This window comes from Nonomuraea sp. B10E15, from assembly GCF_039871615.1.
Lineage (GTDB): Bacteria > Actinomycetota > Actinomycetes > Streptosporangiales > Streptosporangiaceae > Nonomuraea.
On sequence record NZ_JBDPMB010000001.1, the window covers coordinates 1786652 to 1807950 of the forward strand.

The following is a 21299-nucleotide window of genomic DNA, read 5'->3' on the forward strand; positions in this document are numbered from 1 at the left end:
CATGGTGCCGGCAGGCGGCTTGCGCCGCCTGCCGGAGTGATGGGGGGCGTCAGGCGCAGGCCGCCTCGTAGACGCGTACCAGCTCCTGGCTGACCCGCTCCCAGGAGTAGCGCGAGCGCGCCCGGTCGGCCCCCGCGTAGCCGAGCGCGGTCCGCAACGTCGGGTCCCACAGCAGCTCGCGGGCCAGGCGCGCGGTGCGTGCCGGCTGGTCGGGCGGGACCAGCAGGCCGGTGACGCCGTCGACGATGGAGTCCAGGTGTGCGCCGACGGCCGAGGCGATCACCGGCACGCCGCAGGCCATCGCCTCCAGGGCGACGATCCCCGTGACGGCCTCCCGCGGCACCGACACCACGGCGTCCGCGCTGCGCATCAGCTTCGGTACGGAGGTCCGCTTCACCTGGCCGAGGAGCGTGACCCGGTCGGCCACGCCGAGCTGCTCGGCCAGGTCCCGCAGGCGCTGCGCGTCCTGGTCGGTCTCCAGCTCCTCGGGTTCGGGGCCGCCGGCGATGACCAGCTCCACGTCGCCGAGACCCTGCAGCGCCCGCACGATGGTGTGCGCGCCGCGTTCGGTCGAGAGGGGGCCGACGTGCAGGAGCCGCTTGCGCGAGCCCTTCGTGGCGACCGCGCCGCGACGCTGGAAACGTTCGGTGTCGATGCCGTAGGGGACGATGGCGATGTTGTGGCGGGGGACCCCGAGCCGGATCAGCGCCGACTCCTCGTCGCCCGAGCCGGCGATGACCGCCTTGGCCCGGCGGCCCAGCGCCCGCTCCAGCTTCTGGTGGGCGGCGTCGACCGTGTGGAACGTCTGCGTGACCGGCACGTCAAGCCCCTTGGCGCCCGCCACGGCGGCCAGGCCGCTGGTCCACGAGTGGGCATGGATGATGTCGGGCCTGTCCTGGCGCCAGCGCTTCATCAGGTGGGCCCCGACGTCGTTGAGGTAGGGAACGACGTCGTCCGCGGAAAGATCACGGGCCGGTCCCACGTCGATGTGCTCCAGCGTGACTCCCGGGGCCACCCGCGTCCTGGGCTTGCCCTCGGCGTCGTCACGGCGGGCGTAGATCGTGACGTGGTGTTCGCGCCCCAGCTCACGTGCCACCGACAGGATGCGGTGCTGCTGGTTTCCGTTGGACGAAGCGACGATCGCGATATTCATGGCACACCCCAGCGTGGAAAAGCTTCAAAGGTGTGCCTGCGTCTTAGGCACGTCGTTCTGCACCGACCATACCCAGCTTTGGCGGAAACGCAAACCCCTACAGATCAGACACCTCGGAGCGCGAACACCACGATTTCATCCCACACCTGGCCCTCCGAGAACGCGTGCCGGTCCGCCTCCACCGCCTTGACCACGGTGGACGGCGACTGGCCCGCGCACCGGCCGAGCACGTCGGCCAGCCGCTCGTCGCCGTACGGCTCGCCCTCGGCGTTCCTGGAGGAGACCAGGCCCTCCGAATAGAGCACCAGCGTCTCGCCAGGGGGGACCGTCAACGTCTCGACCTGCGTCTCCGCCTCTGCCGCGATGCCCAGCGGCACGCCGCCGCCCGCGACGAAGCGCACCGTGCCGTCGTTGCGCACCCGCGCCGCCGGATGGTGCCCCGCCGACGACAGCCGGATCGTACGGCCCTGCACGAACCCCGCCACGGCCATCACGAACAGCCCGGAGCCCTGGGCGACCAGCGCCTCGTTGACCTTCCGCATCACCAGGTCGGGGTCGGACTCCCAGACGCTCAGCACCCGCAGGCCGCCCCGGACCATGGCGGTGACCGACGCGGCCTCCTCGCCCTTGCCCGCCGCGCCGCCGAACGCGAACCCCCACCCGCCGGCGACCGGGAACACGTCGTAGAACTCCGCGCCCACCGACGCCCCCGGGTGGTAGACGGCCGCCGCCTCGTAGCCGGGGATGTCGGGCAGGTTGCGCGGCGCGACGCTCGCCGACAGCGCGTCGGCCGCCCGCGCGCGGCTCTGGAAACTGCTCTGCGCGCGCACCGCCAGGCCCAGCTGCAGCCCCACCTCCTGCATGACGGCCAGGTCGGCCAGCGCGAACGGCTGCCTGTCGTGCGTGCGTACGAGCGTCAGCACGCCGTCCCGGCCGCCGATCGGGACGCTCAGCAGCGAGCTCGCGCCCATCGCCGTCAGCACCGGCCCGTCGGCGCAGAAACCGAGCAGCGTCTCGTCCTCCACCATCTCGTGCACCACGCCGGAGCCCCGGTCGAGAACCTGCAGCACCACCTGGCTGGTCGCCGGGTCGGCGGACTCCACCTGGCGGGCCAGCTCACCCAGAGGCTGGTCCTTCGGCGCCATCACGGCCGAACGGCGCGGCACCCCGTCGCGCACCACGTCGGCGATCACCCAGTCGGCCCACTCGGCCGCCAGCAGCCGCGTCGCCCGCGGGAGCGCGACCGGACGCCGCAGCGCCTCCTCGTCCAGCAGCAACGTGGCCATCTTGACCAGCAGGTCCTGCCGCCTGGCCGCCGCCAGCAGCAGCGCCCCGTCGGACTGCTCGGGCCTGCGCGCGCCCGGCTCGGGCACCTGCACCTCGATCGGCAGCGCGATCGCCGCCACCATCTGCTGCGGCTCGCCCGGCATGGTCAGCCTGATCATCGCCAGCTGCACGGTGTGCGTGCGCCCCTGGTGCGCCAGCCGGGTCTCGAACGCCGACGGCTGCCCGGTCTGCAGCACCGACGTCAGGTGCGACCGGAACGCCGCCCGCCGCGACACGTCCACCAGCAGCGGGAACGACCGGCCCACGAGGTAGCCGTCGGGGCTGCCCAGCATCCGTGAGGTCTCCGGGTTGATCCGCCGCACCACGCCGCCGCCGTCGAGCACGATGACGGGCACGGGGAAGGCCCTGAACACCTGGCGCAGCAACTTCAGCTCGCGCTGCGCGCCGCCGTCCTTCTTCGCCCCTCCCCGCTTCGGGGACTTGCGCAACTGCTCCCTGGCCTCGGCCAGCAGCTCGGCGGCGGTGTCGAGCTCCGCGAGCGCCGCGTCCAGCGTGGGCGCGAGGTCCGAAGGATAGGCGGCCCTCGCCGCACGCAGCGATGAGACGCGCCCGGCCAGCGCGTCCAGCGCGTGTTCGAAGTCCGGCGTGGTCATGGTCTGACGCTACGCCACGCGGGATAATGCTAGCCATAAGGGGTAGAGGCTTGTTGCTATGGAATCCACCGCGATGCTCACCCCCGGACTCGCCCGTGACCTGGCGGCATTGGGCCGCCTCGGGGAGGACACCTCGACAGAGAGCGTGCTGCGCGGCCTGACGACCGCGCTGACCGCGGGAGTCCCCGGCTGCTCCGGAGCCTCCGCCGAGCACTGGCGCGATCACCGGGTCCTGGTCTCCGGCTCGCACAGCGAGCTCATCATGCTCGTCGAAGGCGAGCACGAGCTGGGGGAGGGGCCGTCCACCGAGGCCAGGCAGAGCGGCGGACGGGCCACCGTCTCCGACGTGCTCACCGAGACCCGCTGGCCGCGCTACGACGCGCTGGCCACCCGCTGGGGCGTGCGCTCGGTGCTCGCCGTCCCCATCGACGTGGCGCCCGCCGTGCTGGTCGTCGGCCTCTACTCGGTGCGCCCCGGCGCGTTCTCGCCGCAGGGCGCCCACTCGCTCTCCGACATGCTCACCGAGCAGGTCGGGGTGGCCATGGCGAACCTGTCGGAATTCGACGAGGTGCGTACGGACGCCGCCCAGCTGCAGGAGGCCCTCGCCGGCCGGTCGGTGATCGACCAGGCCAAGGGCATCATCATGCAGACCAGCGGATGCACGGCCGAGGCCGCCTTCGAGGAACTGCGCAGGATCTCGCAGCACCACCAGGTCAAGGTGGCCGACCTGGCCAGGCTCCTGGTCGAGGAGCACCAGCGCAAGTCGAAGGGCTGAGCCTCACCCGATGGCGGCCAGGGCGTCGTCGAGCGTGTCGTAGATCGGCAGGCGCTGGGCCAGCCCTGTGATCCACATCACCTTCGACTTGGAGTATTCGACCCCGATCAGCGCGAACTTCGCGCCCGAGGTGAGACTCGTCTGCCAGTGGTGCACGATCAGGCCGAGCGCGCGCGAGTCCATGAACGTCACTCCGGCCAGATCGAGGATCAGGCCGGTGCCCGCCAGCGACAGGTAGTCGGCGAACTGCTCGCGCGTCGTGGCGTCGAGCACGCCGTCGACCCGCACCACGGTGACCGAGTCGACGGTCGATGACGTCAGGCTCAGAGCCGCCGCGGGCCCGTCGCCGTTTTCCGGCATTGTCACGGAGCAACCCTACTGTCACCACGCCAGGGAGGAATACTTCCGGCGGCACGGGGGACACTTCTCGCGAGGTCCAGCAGAGGGCTTCCGTCTCGATAGTTGAGCGAGGCGTGCCTCTGCCTGGGCTTCTTTGCTTGGGGGGAGACCGCCTGCGAGCCGTACGAGGAGCAGCCATGGCTGTGCAGGAGTACATCCTCGAGGAGATGAGCGCGGAAGAGCTCCTGGCCGAGATGGTCAGGGAAAGCACCTCCAGCAGCCACCGCGAGCGGCTGCGCGAACGCATCGTCGAAATGCACCGTCCGCTCGCCATGGAGATCGCCAGACGATACCGCTACCGGGGCGAACCACTGGAGGACCTTCTCCAAGCCGCATATGTTGGCCTGATGAAAGCCGTCAACGGCTTCGACCCCAGCCTCGGGCACGCGTTCAGGGGCTACGCGGTCGTGACCATGACCGGTGAGGTCAAACGGCACTTCCGCGACCGCACATGGGCCATCCGGGTGCCGCGCCTCTACCAGGAACGCCGCTCCGAGCTCAACAGGCTCGTCGCCGATCTCAGCCAGGACCTCGGCAGGTCGCCCACCGTCGCCGAACTGGCGGCGAAGATGAACATCACCGAAGAGGACGTCCTGCTCACCCTCGACGCCTCCGCCGCCTACAGCACCCTGTCGCTCGACGCCCCGCTCGGCTCCGACGACGACGCGGCCTCGCTCGGCGACGTCATCCCCGAGGACGACGACACGCTGAGCACCATGGTCGACAGGGAGGCCGTCAAGCCGCTCATCGACGCCCTGCCCTCCCGGGAGAAGCACATCCTGCTGCTGCGCTTCTTCGGCAACATGACGCAGGCCGAGATCGCCGCCGAGTTCGGGATCTCGCAGATGCACGTGTCACGCATCCTGCGCAAGGTGCTCGATCAACTACGCGCCGAACTCGTCGGCTGAACAGGGGCGGTCGCCGGGTGAACGAGGACGTGGAGCCCCAGCCGGGCCACACGGGCCCGCCCCCTGGCGCGCCCGTGAAACGACTACGCTTCCGGCTGCCGGACCTGCCGCAGGTCCGGCAGTTCGCCGAAGAGGAGGCCCGCGAGGCGGGCATGGCGGAGGACGCCGTCGCCGACTTCGTCATCGCGATCAACGAGATCGCCACCAACGCCGTCACCCACGGCGGCGACCAGGCTGTCCTGCGCACCTGGGCGGCCGGCGGTGACCTGGTCGTCGAGGTTCACGACAAGGGCCCGTGGAAACCGGGGCCCCTGCCGGGGGCCGTGGGCGGCATGGGGCTCTGGGTGGCCCGCCTGCTCGCCTCGGAGCTGACCGTGCACACCGGAGAGGCCGGCAGCACCGTCGTCATGCGCTTCCCCGGCAAGGCGTGACCCGGGGGAGGGGCTCCCCGGAACACGTGACCAGGAGACGGAACTCCGGGCAATGCGTGATCAGGAGAAGGGGCTCCGGCGCGGCGCACCCCGCGCGGCGCGACACCGCGCGCCGCCACATCACCCGGGCGGCGCGCGGACCGCGCGTCGTCAGCGCCTGGCGCGGCCACGCCAGCCGCCGTAGCCGCGCACGCTCGCTGTGCCGATGCCTGCCTGGTGCAGAGCCAGCAGGGTCAGTCCCAGCAGGACGAACGTCATACCGGAGACCCCTCCGGGGATGTTCACGCCCAGCAGGTCGAGCAGTAAGCCCAGCCCAAAGACGATCGCCGCGACTATCGCGAGCATGCCAGGTCACCTCATCCCGTGGCTGTGGCTCTGGCCGGGCGCCTGGACTGGCGCCTGGACTGGCGCCTGACCGGAGCCCACCGGCGCCTGGCCGGGGGATCCCGACAGGGCGAGCAGGTGTTCCAGGACGTTCCGGTAGTCGCGCAGCGCCAGCCGCAGCTGCTCGGTGTCCTGCGCACCGGTGCCCTTCCAGCCGTCCCGCAGGGCGCCCGTGCGGCTCGTGAGGCTGCTGGTGAACGACTCCACCACCTCGCCGAGCAGACCGTCGGCGCGCCGTAGGGCTTCGCCGGGGTCGTCCACGAACGACGCCTGCAGGTCGCGCCAGCGCGCCTGCACCTGAGTGGGGTCCTGGTCGAACAGGACGACGTCCTGGGGAGCCGCGTGCGCCGGGACCTCCTCGGGTGCGGCCTGGACGTCGACCGGGCCGGGCTCCGGCTCGGCCCGCAGGTCGCCACCGGTCCTCGCGTACGGGTCCCGGTAGGCGGCGTCCTCATCCGGCTCGGCCGATGGGTCCGCGCCGGGAACGGCGGGGTCGTACTCGTCGGCGGAGCGCTCCAGCCCTTCATGGCGGCCGTCGGCGCGCCCCGTGCTCTCGGGACGGCCGGCGATCGGCCCTCCGGCCTCCTCCCCGGGCCTGCGGTCCGCGGCCGCCCGGCCGTCGTCACGGTCGTCGCCGCGTACCTCGTCAGCGCGCTGCGACGGCACCTTCAGCTCGTCGTGGCTGTTCTTCATAGCTCTCACCGTCCTCGCGTGGTCTCGTGCAGCAGCTCCTCGAACAGGGCCCGGTAGTGGACCATGGCCTGCCGGAGCTCCTCCGTGGACGCCTGCTTCTTGGCCGCCCGCCCGCTGATCTCGTGAGCCGTCCGGTAGTGGTCGAGGGTCTCCGCGTGCCCCACGGACAGGTCGGACAACCGCTGCTCGAAGTCATCCGTCGGGTAACCCCGCTCCGCCATGACCGCGGTGACCAGCTGGTCCGCCTCGGTCACCGCGAAACCCGGCGCGTCCACGAAGCGCTCCTGCACCTCGGTCCACCGGTTGGCGTACGTCTCCCGCGACTCCTCCGGCAGGGGACGGATGTCGAGCTCGGAATGCCGCTGCTCGCGGTCGAGCAGCTCCTGCTCGGCGTCGCGGCGGTTGTCGTGGTCTGCGACTATGCGCTCGTACTCGGGGCCGAAACGCTCACGGAGGTGGTTACGGCGCTTCTGCTGCTGCACGACGTAGGCAACTGCGGCGAGCGCCACCACCGCGATGACGACGACGGCCACCCAGATGTAGGTGGTCATGATGTTCGCCTCCGGTCTCTTTGTCGAGACCGGCCGACTTCCCGGGAGAGCCGTGCCGAAACTTTTGCCCTCAGCTTGCTTCGAGCGCCTTCCGCGCCGCGGCCAGCACCGACGCGACATGTGAGCCCGCTGGTGACGCGGGGACCTCGCTGAATCCCGCATCGGGGTCGTACCGCACGTCCAGCCCCTCGTCCACCAGCCGCTGCGCCCAGCGCAGCGCCGTGTTCAGCCGGTCGGACGCCGGCGGCTTCCCCTGCGCCGCCGCCGACAGATTGCGCAGATTGGTGGCGGGCCCTGACTGGACGTGCGCGCGGGCCAGCTTCCACGGGACGGCGGCGCGATGGTCGAGCATCGGCTTGGCCAGCCCGGCGGCCCGCTTGGCCTGCAACACCCCGGACGTGCTGACACCGAAGTGAGCGGCCAGCTCCTGCACGCTCCTCCCCTCGGCGACCAGCCTGGCCAGCTCATCCCGATCAATGGTCGGCTTACGCCCCACCCGGCCCCCTCCGCTCCCGCTTTCCGTGTACGCGTGCACCTTCGATGTGCGCTAAGGTTATGACGTCCCGCCCCGCAGGGGGCGGCCGACACAACCGGGACGTAGCGCAGCTTGGTAGCGCACTTGACTGGGGGTCAAGGGGTCGCAGGTTCAAATCCTGTCGTCCCGACCAGATCGACGCTGGTCGAAGAGGGTGTCATCCATCAGGATGGCACCCTTTCGCATGGGTGAGTGACTAACGCGCGAAGAGATCATATATCGCCAAGTACGCCATCAAGCGTGCCGAAGCCTCCGGCGCCATCGACCACCGCGGGACGGCGGTCACCGAAGCTGTCTACCGAAAGCAGATCCGCCCCGTACTCCTGAAAGGAACTGCGGCGATGGATAGGCGCGGCCCTACAACTCGCTCATGTAACGGTCCCCGGCCCGCTGCCGCTACGCGGTGAGTCGACGGCGTACGAGGTGGCAGGCGGGGGATAGGCCGCAAGATGGTCAGCGTGGCGGGAGAAGAGGCATGGCAGGGGCGATGCCTTCCGCTGCTCCAGGATCGACCAGGCGGACGCAGGCCGGGCAGGCCCACGCGGCTGTGGGCAGAAAAGGCAGGCAGCACCCCAGGGTCGGCAACGGGCGCACCGTCTCCCCGCACAGGCTCACCTTCTGGTTTGCCTGTACCGCATGCTGTACAGCCACTTCTCGCTGATCGGACAGGCCGAGGCGGTAGCCGTCGAATCGCGTGATGGGTCGTACCTCGTCATTGTGGATCAGCAGGTCATCCCAGTGAATTGCCCAGCGCTTCACCTCTCCGGGCATCTCGTGCGCATCTCCGTCCAGCGCGAGCACGGCCAGAGTGCCGTTACGCAGCTCCGCTTCAACGGTCCCGTGGCGTCCGAGGAGGAAGGAAGCCCACGCTCGTGTTGATGTCGGGCTGTGGAGCATCCCCATGATCTCGGCGCGACAGCCGACTCTGGTGGACGGGGTGCTCACAGTGCCTGCTCCGCTGCTTCCTGCTCCTTCAACTGCTCGGCGAGCTGGGCGATGTCGTCCGCGTCGGTCGTCTGGGACAGGCCGTGATCTATCTCGCGCTGGGATAGACGACGATCGTTCCGGGTGGCCCAGATGCGACCGGCAGAGCTACGCCAAATGCACCAACCGGGAAATGCCGCTTGGAGGTCTTCGAGAATCACCGGGGTTGACATGGGATCAGCCTGCTTACCTGCGCGTGACAAACCCACCGCGTTACCAAGACGTCCAGGACGTTATGGCATTACGCTCCAGACGTCCCTGACGTCCTCCAGCGCGAGGTGTACCGTGGCCAACGTCCCCCTACGCAGAGCCATGCTGAACGCCCAGGTCACAAACCAGAACTTGGCCGACCGATGCGGCGTGGACGTCAAGACGGTGGAACGGTGGCTGCAGGACGAAACGCGCGTTCCGCACATGCGACACCAATGGGCCGCCGCAGAGGCACTAGGAGTTGAGATCGCCGTGCTATGGCCAGATGCAATTCGCAATACGGTGAAAACCGGGCCGGACAAGGAAGTCTTGACCGTTTATCCCTATCGCTCTGCATGTCCGAAATCAATCTGGCGCAATCTCATCAATTCGGCGCGCAACGAAATCGTGTTCGCCGGTTACACGAACTACTTCCTGTGGCTGGAACACCCTAACCTCGCGAAGGTGCTCAAACGGAAGGCCCAGCAGGGCTGCAAGATCCGGTTCCTCGTCGGCGATCCGGAGAACGAGGTCACTCGGCGACGTGAGGAGGTGGAGAACGTTCCGCTGACCGTCTCCACGCGCATCCGGATCACGTTGTCGGAAGCCGAGCAGCTACGAGACGTTCCCGGCGTCGAAGCCCGGTTCGGTGATGAGCACATCGCCATGAGCGTGTTCCGGTTCGACTCGGAAATGCTCGTCACGCCTCATCTGGCCAAGCTGGTCGGGCACGACTCGCCTATGCTGCACCTGCGGCGGTATCAGGATGACGGCCTGTTCGACCGCTTCGCCTACCATGCCTCTGAGCTGTGGAGCAACGGCCGAGACGTGTGGCAGCAGCACCAGCCCACGGGCCAGATTCTGGGTGACTGACAGAGTGACAACCGGCCCGGACGGCCCTGGATCCGAGGGGACCGCACGGGACGGTATCACCAGGTGGGGGCGGGTATCGATCGTGATCCCGCCCCTTCGTGATGTGCCTGGGGGCAAGGGGTCGCAGGGTCGCATCCTGTCGTCCCGACCAGATCGACGCTGGTCGAGCAGGGTGTCACTCGTAAGGGTGGCACCCTTGCGCATGGGTGAGTGACCACGAAGCGGCGAGTGTGCCCAGCGCCGCACGTACGGGGCGGATCTGCTTGCGGGCGTTCCAGGGATTCAGGGCGCGAGCTCGGCGGCGGGGCCCGCGATGCCCGCCGCGAATCGCACCGGCCGTGGAGCCGGTGGAGCCGCACGGTCCTGCGGCAAGCTGACGCGTCGTGACCTGGGCATCCCGGCCTCCCGCGAGATCCGCGCCCGCGGGGACCGGCCTCACCTAGCTGCCGGTGTCACGGGTCTCGTGTCACAGGTGCCGTTTCAACCAGTCCCAGGTCACCTGGTCGCGCTCCTTGACCGGCGGGCAGTGTCCATGGCCGCCGGTGATCTTGACCTCGCCGTCGGCGGATGAGGCGGCGAGCCGCTTGATGTCGCCGACCGGCGCGAAGGGGTCATCCGCCGTGGCCACCACCAGGATCGGGGTGTCAGTTCGCTGTTTGCCCACGTAGCCCTGGTTGACCAGCGACGTCCTTTTGACGAGCTGCGCCAGCCGTTCGGTGTCCCCGACCGGGACGTCGAGGCGGGCGGCCAGCGCCGCCCGCGGCTGCGGCGGGAGGTTGTCGATGAACTCGAGGCCGGCGTCGAGCGCCTGATGCACCGGGCCGCAGACGGAAACCACGGCCTTGACCCGCTCGTCGGTGAAGGCGAGACGTCCCACCGTGTTTCCTCCGTAGGACACACCCACGGCTCCTATGCGCTCGGCGTCGATGAGGTCGTGCTCGCGCAGCCTGTCCACAACGGCGCTGTGCAGGCGGTCCATGGCGGGGTGGTCGGCGGGCCAGTCCTTGCTGTCGCCGAATCCCGCGTTGTCGAACGAGACCATGGCGATCCCGGCGGGAGCGAGGTGCCTGTCGAACAACGGCCGGTTCTGGGTCTTGGCGACGTCGATGCCGCCCGTGGAGAGCACGACGGGAAACGGGCCGTCGCCCTTGGGGAGGTGGAGGAACGCCTCGAACGTTCCGCCTTCCAAGGGCACCCGCAGTCGCTCGAAGCCCGAGTCCCCGAGACGGGCGGCCTTCTCATAGGCGTCCTTCGCCCTCCTGTACGCGTCCTCCTCGTGCGCCGACTCCCGGTGCTGGGGGTAGGCGGCCACCGTGAAGTAGATCGATGCCGCGCGATACCAGTCCCGCGCGGCACGGGAATCGCCGCCGGCTCGGGCGGCGTCGGCCTTGCCCAGCGCCTCCCTCCCCACCGTGGTCCACTCCGTGATCCAGTTGCCGGGACCGGGCTCGATCACGGTGTCGAACCACTGCGCGTTCTCCCGCTCGTCCGTCGACTCCTGGATGCGCCGCAGGACCGCCTGCATCACGGCGGGGTCGCCGCCATTCGCCGCCCAGTCCTCCAGGCGGATCTCGCGGAACCACTTCTCCTCGTCGATCTCGACCGCTTCGACGGGGGCGGCCGACCTGGAGGAGCCGGTCGAGGACTCCGCCCTGCCTTCTCCGGCGGGCGTCCCGGCCGCTCCGCACCCCGCGACGGCCAACGTCACCACAGCCACCGAGGCCGCCATCGTCGACAGCCGTACCTGATGTCGCATGTCTTCTCCTCGCAGCCGCCGGACCTGACGTTCCACTCCTGTGTGCTTGTGCTGCACTCAAGCGCGGTCACGTGTGGCTCGTGCGGTTGCCTGTGTGAAGCCTTCATGAAGACGGGCGGCAAGGGGCGCGAGGCCCGAACCTGCCCCACCTCACCGGCCAGCCCGATCACACCCGGCAGCGCAGGAAATCGACCTCTACCTATGCTGACCGGCTCAACTCCCGGTGACGATCGCGCTCTTGCCGCACCGGCGCCATCCGCTCGTGGAATCCGCCGTCGGGGGATCGGACGATGATCCCTGTCTCCATGCCGTGCTCGGCCACGTCGCGGTCCGACTGCTGGAGTGCGAGGCAGATCCACCGGGTGACGACGAAGGCGACGACCGGCCCGATGACCACGGCGTATCGGAAGAAGATCGTCACGGCGTTGAGAGTGAGCTGGAACTGGTGGGCGAGCTGGTCGTTGGCCGCGGCTGCCCACAGCAGGCCGTAGAACGTGATCCCGGCGGCGGCGATGGCCGTCTTCACGGGCGTGTCGCGCGACCGGTCGAGCAGGTTTCGCGCGGGTGTCTCACGGACCGTGCGGCGCGCGCTCTCAGGCCGACCCAGCGCGTCGCGGCGGCCGCGTCGCGCGAGGAGGAAACGCTCGGCAAGCGGATACGTGGCCAGCGCGGTGAAGAAGACCCCGGGGACCACCACCGTGGGGACGAGGACCGCGAGGCTGAGCGTGTACTCCCCGAGGGTGAGCTCCCACGCGGGCATGATCCGCAGGGCGCCGTCGAGGAACCCCATGTACCAATCGGGCACCGAGCCCGCCGAGATCTGCGTCGGCCTGGCCGGACCGTACAGCCAGATCGGGGCGATCTGGAACCCGAACCCGAGGATGATCAGCATGCCGAACGTCGCGACCGCCATCAGCGGGCGGGCGCTTCGCCGCACCGGCAGCGAGGTGACGAACCGCGAGTGGCCGTGCCGCCGCACCAGCAGTTCACGGACGACCAGCAGCCCGGCCATGACGGCCGCGAGCAGCAGGTGCACGACGTACATGACCGGAATGACCCTGTCGCCGGGAAAGTCCGAGCCGAACAGCAGCGACGTCACCCAGGTCCCCACCACCGGGATGGACTGCATGACCGACATGATCAACCACAGGCTCCCGCTCGACAGCATGTCGTCGGGCAGGGCGTTGCCGGTCTCGCCTGCGAACATGCCCAACGCCAGCAGCGCCACCCAGATCAGCCACTGCCGGCTGCGCGGGCGGCGGAACGCGCCGGTGAGGAACATGCGCAGCACCTGCAACACGACGGCCGCCACGAAGACGAGCGCCGACCAGTGGTGCATCTGGCGGATGAGCAGCCCGCCGCGCACCTCCAGGCTCAGATGCATGGTCGAGTCGAACGCGCTGCTGACGAGGAGCCCGCGCAGCGGGCCGTAGGAACCGTCATAGGTCACCTGGGACATGCCGGGGTCGTAGAACAGCATGAGCATCGCCCCGGTCACCAGCAGAACGACGAATGACCAGACGGCGATCTCCGCGAACATGAACGACCAGTGGGAGAACTGGAACGAGCGGCGTATGGCCGGCAACGAACGCATCTTGGGCCCCCTAAGCTTGCCTGCACACAAGACGCGATCGGGCCGGCCGGTGTGACGTCGGGAAGGGCCTTTGTGACCGTGAGTTCCGTCACTGCGGAGGGCCGGAACCAGGGCCGGTCGCGCGTGACGGGCGCCGGCCACTGCCCGGCGCGCCCTTCCGACCTTCCGGAACGCTCTGCGTACGTCGGGGCGTCGATGGAGGCGAAGACGAGACCATGACGGGGCTGCTGTCTCCTCTCCCTCATTGTTCGAGAAATACGATGATTGCAGGCGCGGCAGCCGCAGGTCGTACATTCATTTGCGCCGTCCTGACCGGTCACTCCAGCATGTCTTTCTAGGTAGCCCGGGTCAGAAATCTGCAAGTGGCGTGCAAGCCCTTTCGATAATCTTGTAGCCGGAACTGTCGCGTTCGAACGTTCATCTCGTGCGGACGAAATCGCGGAACCGGATCTGGGGGAATGGGTGGAGCTGTCTCGCTGGCGGACCGTCGCTTCTGTGCTTCTGCCATGGCTCACCGCCAAACTCGTGTTCAAACCGAGGGTCGGCCCGCTCAGAAATGACCGGATGCTGGATCGGCTCGCATTCTGGCGGTCGGTGGCCGGCATGGTCGCGGTCATGATTGCGACCTACGGATACCAGGACGTTCTTTTCGTTTCGGGAAACATGTTCCTGAAGGCGCTCCAGACCGGGGCGTACGCCCTGCTGCTGCCGCCGCTGGCGTTTCTCGTGATGCTCGTCGTGACCCGCCCCGGCCGCCGCCTGCAACTCATGCGTGGCGCGAGGCGTCTCCTCGGACGCGGGGCGCTCGCACTGGCCATCTTCTTTCTGCCGTTCCTGCTGCTGAGTCTCGGCGACGGCCACGTCGACATCACCAACCCCGACCCGAGGGCGGCACTGTTCTTCATCCTCGTCGTGCCCCTGCTGATTCTCTGGTTCGTGTGTTTCTGGTGCTGCACGGTCTACTGGGCCGCGCGTACCGGCTTGTGGACCGGCGAGATCCACCCGCTGCTCGCGCCGGTCGGCACAACGGCTCTCATGTTGCTGATCAACGGCCTGGAGCTCTTCGAGGGCGACACCAAAGGCGTGCCTCACGGGCTCTGGCTGACGCTGAACCTCTGCGGGACGGTCACGTCCCTGATGCTGGCCGCCCTGGAATATCGACACCTCCGGTCCGTCGGCTACCGGTTCCGCAGCGGGCCGGAGCCGGTGACCGGAGGCGAACCGGAACCGGCCGTGACGGGTCCGGCGCCGCTGCGGGCCGGCGACGTGGCGGGGTGACGGATGGGGCGGGGGCGGTGGCCTGTCGCCGGCCGTCCTGGTCGTCGCTCCCTCGCTACGGATCTACAGGACCTTCCGGGCGCCCGGCAGGGCGCGGACCACGTACGCCGCCGCCCAGCACAGCGGCAGCGCGATGGCGGTGAGCAGCGCGGCCTTCGCGATCGAGGGCGCCTCCACGCCGCTCAGGGCGTGGTTGAGGGCGACGATCACGGCCGGGTGGGTGACGTAGACGGTGAAGGCGTGCGCCGACAGGAACCGGCGCAGCCGGCCCTGGCGGCCGAGGCGTTCCCTGAACAGCACCACGAGGCCGAGGATGATGCCGACGGCGAAAGCCGACTCCGAGACGGCCATCAGCAGGGACGGCAGGGTTCCGTGGCCCAGGCTCGTCTCTCCGAAGGCGCCCACGACGAGGACGACCGCGGCCGCGGCGCCGGCCGCGGTGGCGAACCCGGCCCGGCCGGCCGCTCCGGGCAGGCTCTCCAGCCAGCCGCGCCGGGCGGCGATCAGCCCGACGACGAACAGCGCCGCGTACTGCGGCAGGTAGCCGAACGACGGCAGCCCCAGCACGGTGACGCCCATCGGCGCCACCATGCGCCACACGTACGTCACCAGGGACAGCCCGATGACGAACCCGGCGATCGCGGCGGCGCCGGGCGCCCGGCCGGTGGCCGTCTCAGGCGTGCGCCGGCCCTGGCCGGCCAGGCGCCGCCACAGGACGTAGAGCGCGCTGAACACGAGCAGCACCTCGACGAACCACAACGGACCCGGTGTGTAGTGGAGCAGGTAGAACTTCCAGTAGGGCAGGTCGGTTCCCTGCCGGGCGGCGGCCTCAGCGGCGGCGGTGTACCTGCCGATGGTCACGAGGGGACGGATCAGCAGCAGCCACAGCAGCAGCGGGACTCCCAGGCGCAGCAGCCGCTCCCTCAGGAACTGCCCGGCCCCCTTGCGGTCGTAGGAGCGCGGCACGAACAGCCCTGAGACGAGGAAGAAGGCCCCCATGAAGAACGCCTGGTTGACCACGAGCAGCAGGTCCAGCAGCCCTCCTGAGGAGTCGGCCGGCTCCGTGTAGTACCAGCCCTGGACGTTGCTGTAAGCGATCACGGAATGGTGGATCACCACGAGCGCCATCAGGGCGGTGCGTAGGTTGTCGACATGGAGAAGCCGCGGGGCGGTGGTGGGCGGCGCGGCCTGCTGGTTGACGGGCTGCGTCATCGGTTCGCCGTCCCTCCGGGCCGTGTGGCGCGAGCGGCGTGCTCGGGCGGGCCGGTCTCCCTCGTGGATAACCCGGTCCACGACGTGACGGGGAGGGCCGGTGGTGTCTGGTGGATCTCTGCTCGCGGCATGAGGTGTCCCCCTGAAAAAGTTTGTGTTACTTGTTGTATAGCAGATAGAGTAGCGACGTGCGGCTGACCCTTGACCTTGACAGCGAGATCCCGATCTACCAGCAGATCCGGGACAGGATCGTGGAGGGGATCGCCAGACGGCAGGCGCACGAAGGCGATCCGTTGCCTTCCACGCGGCAACTGGCCGCCGATTTCGGCATCAACTTCCACACCGTGAACAAGGCGTACGACCTGCTGCGACAGCAGGGCGTCATCCGGATCAACCGCAAGAGCGGCGCGGTCGTACGGCGTGACGCCACGACCGGGCCACCAGAGGCGGCTTTCATCGACGACTGGGAGGAACGCGTGCGCGTGCTGCTGGCGGAGGCCACCGTCCAGGGCATGGACCGGCAGGAGGTGCTGCGCCGGACCGAGGCGCTGCTGACGGGTTTCGAGGAGCACACGTGATCATGATCCTGTGCACCGGCCTGATCGCCACCGCGCTGGTCACGGCCCTGGTGCTGGCGCTTCCCGCGCTGGCCAGGCCCACCCTTCCGTTCGGAGTGCGCGTCGGCGTCCAGCGGGTGGACGACCCGGCCGTCATCGCCGCGCGTCGCTCCTACGCACGCCTGACCGTGGCGGCGGGCGCGCTCGTCGCGGTGGCCTCGATCCCGGTGCTGCTGATCACGCGGTCCGCCGCCGCGATCGGCGTCACCACGTCGGTGCTGGCGGTCCTGGACGTGCTGCTGTTCCACCGCGCCCATCGCATGATCCGCACCGCCAAGCTCACCGGGGGGTGGACCGCCGAGCGGCGCCAGGGCGTCGCCGTGGACACCACCTTCCGTACCGACCCGGTCCGTGTGCCGTGGCCGTGGGCCCTTCCCGCCCTGGCCGCCGTCCTCCTCACCGCGGGCATCGGCTGGGCGCGTCACGGCACGCTGCCGGCCACGCTGCCGTCGCTTCTCGGGTACGCCACCGAAGCCGCGCGGCGCGAGCCCACGACCGTGCTCAGCGCGTTCCAGCCGGTGATCTTCCAGCTCGTCCTCACCGTGATCGCCGTCGCCATGGTCCTGGTCGTGCTGCGCGCCCGCCCCGACCTCGACGCCGCCAGGCCCAGGGGCTCGGCCCGCCGCTACCGCACCTACCTGCGCGGGATGGCGGTGATGTCGCTGCTGAGCGCGGCCTGCCTCAACCTGAGCCTGCTGTTCGCGGCCCTGCACCTGTGGGAGATCGTCACCCCCTCGATCGTCTGGCAGGTGACCATCTATGCCCCGCTCGCCGTGCTGGCGGGCGGCTGGCTGATGTGGGAGGTCAAGGTGGGCCAGGCCGGGCACCGGCTGCCCCTTCTGCCGGGTGAGGAACTGGAGGACTCCGGGCTCGGGCAGCGCGACGACGATCAGCACTGGCACCTGGCCGGCTCGGTCTACGTCAACCGCCGCGACCCCGCCCTGCTCGTGCACGACCGTCTCGGCTCCTCGTCGTGGACCCTCAACCTCGGCCATCCGATCGCCTGGCTCCTGCTCGGCAGCCTCGCCGTCGCCCTGGTCGTGGTGGCGGGGCTGCTGCTGGCGGGTGCCGTGTGATCCGCCCCTCCCGAGGGAACAGACGCCGTTGACGCGAGGAGCACCCGTCCGGGACGGCTCAGGGGAGGACACTCGCAGGGGTACGCGCGGCGTGATGCAGGCGGGCGGCGTCCTGGCTGGGGGGCATGCCGAACTGGCGGCGGTATTCCCGGCTGAACTGTGACGGGTTGTCATAGCCGACCCGGTGGCAGACTCCCGTGACGTCGTTCGGGTGGACGGCGAGCAGCAGCCGGGCCTCCTGCAGCCGGATCTGCTTCTGGAACTGGATGGGGCTCATCGCGGTCACCGCATGGAAGTTGCGGTAGAAGGCCGACACGCTCATGCCGGACAGCCTCGCCACGTCCTCGACCCGGAAGCGCTGCGCGTAGTGCTCGCGGATCCAGCGCACGGCGCGGGAAACGTGGCTGAGACCGCTGTCGGCGAGTCCGAGCTGGCGAACCGTGGCACCCTGCTCACCGGTGATCACGCGCCACAGGATCTCGCGCTTGATCAGCGGGGCCAGCACGGCCCGGTCGCGAGGCTCGTCGAGCAGGCGCAGCAGCCGGACCACCGCGTCGAGCAACTCGGCCGGAGCGTCGCTGACGGCGATCCCCGGCGACGCGCCGCCACCGATGGGAGGAAGGTCGCCGGGCCCTGCCGCCAGCAGCAACTCGGCGACGGCGGACGGTTCCAGGGTGAGCCCGAAGCCCAACGCCGGCTGCTCGGGGTTCGCCTGAAGGAACTGGCCGGTGATCGGCAGGTCGACCGACGCGACCAGGTACTGTCCGGCGCCGTACTCGAAGATCCGGTCGCCCAGCGCGAGGCGCTTGGCGCCCTGGGCGATGACCGCCAGCACCGTGCCGGACATCGTGAGCGCCGGCGGTTCCGAACGGTCGATCTTCGAGACGAGGACATCGTCGATGGCGGTGGTCCAGTCGGGCCGGGCGTGCCGGGCCAGCTGGTCGCGGAGTTCTTCGAGCCGCATGTGGCCATTGCAGCACGATTCCGGGGCCTGGTTCCCGTACGCGAGAGGATCGTGCACGTACGGGCGAGGATCGTTCTAACGTTCCCGCAGGTCAAGCCGGTTGAATGAGATCACCGCATTCCAACGCCGCCACGGCCGGGGCACCGATCGGCTCGTCCGGGACCTGCCCCCCGCCGCATGGCGCCGCCTTGTTCGGGCACGGACACGTACGCAGGAGGAACACACCATGAAGGTCGCCGTCATCACGGGCGCCAGCTCCGGCATCGGACAGAGCGCCGCCATCGAGATCGCCAGGCGCGGAACCGGAGTGATCTTGACCTACGGCGCCAACGCGCGAGCGGGGCTGGAAACGGCCGCCGTCATCGAGAAGGAGGGCGGCAAGGCCGTCGCGCTGCCGCTGGACCTCGGCGATGCCGGAACCTTCGCGGCCTTCCGCGATACGGTGGCCGGCGTGCTGCGCGACACCTGGCAGCGCGACACCTTCGACCACCTGGTGAACAACGCCGGTCACGCCGAGACGTCGTTGATCGAGGACACGACCGAGGAGACGTTCGACAGGCTCATGCGGGTCCTGCTCAAGGGGCCGTACTTCCTCACGCAGCGGCTGCTGCCCCTGCTGGCGGACGGCGGGGCCATCGTCAACACGAGCAGCAGCTCGACGGGTACGGCGGGATTGGAGCCCGGCTACTCGGCCTACGCGTCGATGAAGGGCGGGCTTGACGTGCTGACCCGGTACATGGCCAAGGAATTCGCCACGAGAGGCATCCGCGTCAACGCCGTCTCACCCGGTCCGACCCGCACCGGGCTCGGCGGCGACGCCTTCACCCGGTTCCCCGAGGTCGTCGCTGCCCTCGCCGCGAAAACCGCGTTCGGCCGGACCGGCGAACCCGACGACATCGGCGCCATGATCGCCACACTCGTCTCCGACGAGAGCCGCTGGGTCACCGCCCAGAACATCACGATCTCGGGCGGCTTCCACCTCTAGACGCCTCGGCCGGGCGGTCCTCGACGCGCCTGGAGCCAAGGGGACACAGGTTCACATCCTGTCGATCCGGTGGCCGGGCGAGCCCCGTCACCTGGAGCGTTCCGCACGGTGACGGGTACTCCACCGCGGGCAGGGACCTGAGGCGCTGGGGACGTCGCGGCGTGCGGGCCCAGGCCGGGTCCCGCACGCCGCGTCCGTCTCCTGAGGGATCTAGGACGTGAAAGTGGCGGTGGGGTCGGCGGTCGCGGTGGGCGTGCACAGGACCGCGTCGAACGTCTGGGCGACGGGCGTGTCCATGGTGGCGCTCTGCGACCGGATGGCGTCGAGGGCCGTCACCTCGGGGTCGGGGGAGCGCAGATCGGTCAGGGTGACGTCCGCGGCGAGTCCGGCGTCCACCAGGGCCTTCTCCAAGCTGCCCGGAGGCGGGGCCGCGAGGCGGTCGGATTCGATGGTGAATCCGACCGGGGAGTCCTCGGCGGGCCAGACCATGTCAGGCACGTGGTCCGCAGTGTGGGTCAGGCCCACGGCGCGGTAGTGCCCGCCGAGGCCGCGGGCCAGGTGGTGGCCCATCGGCAGGGCGGTGGGGTGGCCGTCATAGGTGACCAGGGTCTTCTGGATGTGGTTGTTGTGCGCGACCACGACGACGCGGGCGCCGGGGTCGAGGCGGTCGAGGTGCCACCGCAGGCAGGTGGCCATGTAGTGGTCGCGGATGGAGGTGTCGTCGGGCAGGCCCGTCCCGGAGAACAGGGCGCTCATGGCCCGCAGCATGTAGTCGGTGTGGCAGGCCGCCTCCAGGTGGCGGCGTGCGACGTCGTAGCCGTGCTGGTCGCTGCGGGCCACGTAGAGCGGTTCGAGCGCCCGCATCCGCAACGACAGCCGGGCCAGTCCGGCCGTCAGGGACTCCTGGTCGGCCTGGTCGAGGCTCGCCCATCGCGGGGCCGACGCGGCGGCCGAACCGCCGGTGATCGCGCCGGCCGTCCGCAGGAGGCCGGCCACCATGTCGGTGATCCCCTCGTCGACCATGCGCAGGTAGCCGGCGACCGGGTCGAGATCGGGCAGAAGGGTCAGGCTGTTGGGCAGATCGATCCCGACGATCCGGACGGGACGGGACCTGCCGCGGTTGTAGCGGCGCAGCCGGCGCAGCAGCTCCCCGAACAGGTTGACGGTGTGCCGGCCGGCCACCTGGAGCAGGTCGTCCTCGTCTCCGTCGCCGGCGAGCCAGGGATTGACGGCCGCGGCGTCACCGGAGCCCATCTCGAACGCCACGACGGTGAATCCGCAGTGTTCCAGCAGGTAGCGGAGCAACCGCGCGCGGGCGAGCGTGAACTCGTGCACGAAGTGCGCGCCCTCCCCGATGGCCACGACCCGGGCGTCCTCCACGATGGCGCGCAGCGGGTGGAGATCGTCCAGGAGCGGCTCGTCGGGGTCGAGGGTGGTCAGTACGGTGATGTGCTCGGCCAACGGGTGGGCCGAATGTCCCGAAGCGGTGGGGAACGTCATGGTGATGGTGCTCGTTTCTCCGTCGAGTGATGGTTGACCTCGGTCAGGAGCGCGCGGCAGATCGCCGGAACGCCGCCTCAGCCGGCGTGCGTCCGGTCACCGCCGGAGCGGCGCGGGCTCCAGCGCTGCCGCCTCTCGCGGGCGCGGTCAGAGAAACAAGCTGCCAGTGGGCATGCCGTGACCCTATCAAGATGGCCAGGCGGTGGCTTCGCGATCACCCTTGATCCGGAGCCTGGGTTAGGGGTGTCCACGCTGTGTGAGCGCGGTTAATCTTGGCGTCATCGAGCTCGCACGCGGAATATGAAACGCCGATCAAAAGATTGGGAATCTCGTCGACACCGTGCTCTGAGGGGGACCAGAATGCTGAGCTCCGTTGAGATTGTTGTGGGTCTTGTTCCAGGTCAAGGGGCATATCTTCCGGATGCTTTGGCGCGGTTGCGCGCGCATGATTCCGAGGCCGCTCAGGCGATCGAGATTATTGACGCGGTGGCCGACGGCCTTA

General features: G+C 69.5%; 22 protein-coding genes and 1 tRNA gene. 9 read left to right on the forward strand and 14 right to left on the reverse strand.

All coding sequences use genetic code 11. From position 1 onward, the window contains the following. Positions 1-49: 49 nt before the first annotated feature. Together ABGB14_RS08185 and ABGB14_RS08190 are read right to left on the reverse strand one after the other, a co-directional pair. Positions 50-1153 (reverse strand): glycosyltransferase, encoded by a 1104-nt coding sequence (locus ABGB14_RS08185; protein ID WP_347642908.1) that lies wholly within the window; start codon positions 1151-1153, stop codon positions 50-52. A gap of 104 nt (positions 1154-1257) precedes the next feature. Beyond that, on the reverse strand, positions 1258-3093 hold the full coding sequence (locus tag ABGB14_RS08190) for a SpoIIE family protein phosphatase (RefSeq protein WP_347642909.1): 1836 nt from the start codon (positions 3091-3093) through the stop codon (positions 1258-1260). A gap of 58 nt (positions 3094-3151) precedes the next feature. Between ABGB14_RS08190 and ABGB14_RS08195 the strand changes: the two genes are divergently transcribed. Continuing rightward, on the forward strand, positions 3152-3868 hold the full coding sequence (locus ABGB14_RS08195; protein ID WP_347642910.1) for a GAF and ANTAR domain-containing protein: 717 nt from the start codon (positions 3152-3154) through the stop codon (positions 3866-3868). Positions 3869-3871: 3 nt separating this feature from the next. On the opposite strand, the gene ABGB14_RS08200 is transcribed toward ABGB14_RS08195, so the two are convergent. Continuing rightward, complete coding sequence (locus tag ABGB14_RS08200) at positions 3872-4228, reverse strand: STAS domain-containing protein (RefSeq protein WP_347643144.1); 357 nt, start codon at positions 4226-4228, stop codon at positions 3872-3874. Between the two features lie 176 nt (positions 4229-4404). Between ABGB14_RS08200 and ABGB14_RS08205 the strand changes: the two genes are divergently transcribed. Both ABGB14_RS08205 and ABGB14_RS08210 read left to right on the forward strand, forming a co-directional pair. After that, the gene (locus ABGB14_RS08205; protein WP_347642911.1) at positions 4405-5175 is read left to right on the forward strand and encodes a SigB/SigF/SigG family RNA polymerase sigma factor; all 771 of its coding nucleotides are present in this window, start codon (positions 4405-4407) and stop codon (positions 5173-5175) included. Between the two features lie 74 nt (positions 5176-5249). Further along, the gene (locus tag ABGB14_RS08210) at positions 5250-5606 is read left to right on the forward strand and encodes an ATP-binding protein (protein WP_347642912.1); all 357 of its coding nucleotides are present in this window, start codon (positions 5250-5252) and stop codon (positions 5604-5606) included. A gap of 150 nt (positions 5607-5756) precedes the next feature. On the opposite strand, the gene ABGB14_RS08215 is transcribed toward ABGB14_RS08210, so the two are convergent. The 4 genes from ABGB14_RS08215 to ABGB14_RS08230 all read right to left on the reverse strand — a co-directional run bounded on the left by ABGB14_RS08215 (position 5757) and on the right by ABGB14_RS08230 (position 7730). Further along, a complete protein-coding gene (locus ABGB14_RS08215) occupies positions 5757-5951 on the reverse strand; it encodes a hypothetical protein (RefSeq protein ID WP_347642913.1) in 195 nt (64 codons plus the stop codon). Between the two features lie 6 nt (positions 5952-5957). Beyond that, positions 5958-6683 (reverse strand): hypothetical protein, encoded by a 726-nt coding sequence (locus tag ABGB14_RS08220; RefSeq protein ID WP_347642914.1) that lies wholly within the window; start codon positions 6681-6683, stop codon positions 5958-5960. 5 nt (positions 6684-6688) lie between these two features. Further along, the gene (locus ABGB14_RS08225) at positions 6689-7234 is read right to left on the reverse strand and encodes a hypothetical protein (protein WP_347642915.1); all 546 of its coding nucleotides are present in this window, start codon (positions 7232-7234) and stop codon (positions 6689-6691) included. A 70-nt stretch (positions 7235-7304) separates the two neighbouring features. Further along, positions 7305-7730, reverse strand: a complete 426-nt coding sequence (locus ABGB14_RS08230; RefSeq protein WP_347642916.1) for a hypothetical protein — start codon at positions 7728-7730, stop codon at positions 7305-7307. Positions 7731-7825: 95 nt separating this feature from the next. Between ABGB14_RS08230 and ABGB14_RS08235 the strand changes: the two genes are divergently transcribed. Beyond that, a tRNA-Pro gene (locus tag ABGB14_RS08235) sits at positions 7826-7902 on the forward strand. Positions 7903-8222: 320 nt separating this feature from the next. Here ABGB14_RS08235 and ABGB14_RS08240 read toward each other — a convergent pair. Beyond that, a complete protein-coding gene (locus tag ABGB14_RS08240; RefSeq protein WP_347642917.1) occupies positions 8223-8714 on the reverse strand; it encodes a hypothetical protein in 492 nt (163 codons plus the stop codon). Next, entirely contained in the window at positions 8711-8926 is a 216-nt protein-coding gene (locus ABGB14_RS08245; RefSeq protein WP_347642918.1) for a hypothetical protein, read from the reverse strand. Before ABGB14_RS08245 ends, ABGB14_RS08240 begins: the two co-directional genes overlap by 4 nt. A 139-nt stretch (positions 8927-9065) precedes the next feature. Between ABGB14_RS08245 and ABGB14_RS08250 the strand changes: the two genes are divergently transcribed. Next, positions 9066-9815, forward strand: a complete 750-nt coding sequence (locus ABGB14_RS08250; protein WP_347642919.1) for a hypothetical protein — start codon at positions 9066-9068, stop codon at positions 9813-9815. 466 nt (positions 9816-10281) lie between these two features. Here the strand turns inward: ABGB14_RS08250 and ABGB14_RS08255 are convergent, their stop codons facing one another. Together ABGB14_RS08255 and ABGB14_RS08260 are read right to left on the reverse strand one after the other, a co-directional pair. Further along, the gene (locus ABGB14_RS08255) at positions 10282-11571 is read right to left on the reverse strand and encodes an alpha/beta fold hydrolase (RefSeq protein ID WP_347642920.1); all 1290 of its coding nucleotides are present in this window, start codon (positions 11569-11571) and stop codon (positions 10282-10284) included. Between the two features lie 199 nt (positions 11572-11770). Beyond that, entirely contained in the window at positions 11771-13165 is a 1395-nt protein-coding gene (locus ABGB14_RS08260) for a cytochrome b N-terminal domain-containing protein (protein WP_347642921.1), read from the reverse strand. A gap of 615 nt (positions 13166-13780) precedes the next feature. Here ABGB14_RS08260 and ABGB14_RS08265 point away from each other — a divergent pair. Further along, on the forward strand, positions 13781-14443 hold the full coding sequence (locus ABGB14_RS08265) for a hypothetical protein (protein WP_347642922.1): 663 nt from the start codon (positions 13781-13783) through the stop codon (positions 14441-14443). Between the two features lie 63 nt (positions 14444-14506). On the opposite strand, the gene ABGB14_RS08270 is transcribed toward ABGB14_RS08265, so the two are convergent. Further along, complete coding sequence (locus ABGB14_RS08270; RefSeq protein ID WP_347642923.1) at positions 14507-15655, reverse strand: acyltransferase; 1149 nt, start codon at positions 15653-15655, stop codon at positions 14507-14509. 188 nt (positions 15656-15843) lie between these two features. Between ABGB14_RS08270 and ABGB14_RS08275 the strand changes: the two genes are divergently transcribed. Continuing rightward, entirely contained in the window at positions 15844-16233 is a 390-nt protein-coding gene (locus tag ABGB14_RS08275; RefSeq protein ID WP_347642924.1) for a GntR family transcriptional regulator, read from the forward strand. Beyond that, positions 16230-17348 (forward strand): hypothetical protein, encoded by a 1119-nt coding sequence (locus ABGB14_RS08280; protein ID WP_347642925.1) that lies wholly within the window; start codon positions 16230-16232, stop codon positions 17346-17348. The genes ABGB14_RS08275 and ABGB14_RS08280 overlap by 4 nt, the downstream gene beginning before the upstream one ends. Before the next feature lie 58 nt (positions 17349-17406). Here the strand turns inward: ABGB14_RS08280 and ABGB14_RS08285 are convergent, their stop codons facing one another. Further along, positions 17407-18312 (reverse strand): AraC family transcriptional regulator, encoded by a 906-nt coding sequence (locus ABGB14_RS08285; RefSeq protein WP_347642926.1) that lies wholly within the window; start codon positions 18310-18312, stop codon positions 17407-17409. Positions 18313-18538: 226 nt separating this feature from the next. Between ABGB14_RS08285 and ABGB14_RS08290 the strand changes: the two genes are divergently transcribed. Next, complete coding sequence (locus ABGB14_RS08290; RefSeq protein ID WP_347642927.1) at positions 18539-19297, forward strand: SDR family oxidoreductase; 759 nt, start codon at positions 18539-18541, stop codon at positions 19295-19297. Positions 19298-19507: 210 nt separating this feature from the next. Here the strand turns inward: ABGB14_RS08290 and ABGB14_RS08295 are convergent, their stop codons facing one another. Then, positions 19508-20797, reverse strand: a complete 1290-nt coding sequence (locus tag ABGB14_RS08295; RefSeq protein WP_347642928.1) for an erythromycin esterase family protein — start codon at positions 20795-20797, stop codon at positions 19508-19510. Between the last annotated feature and the right edge of the window lie 502 nt (positions 20798-21299).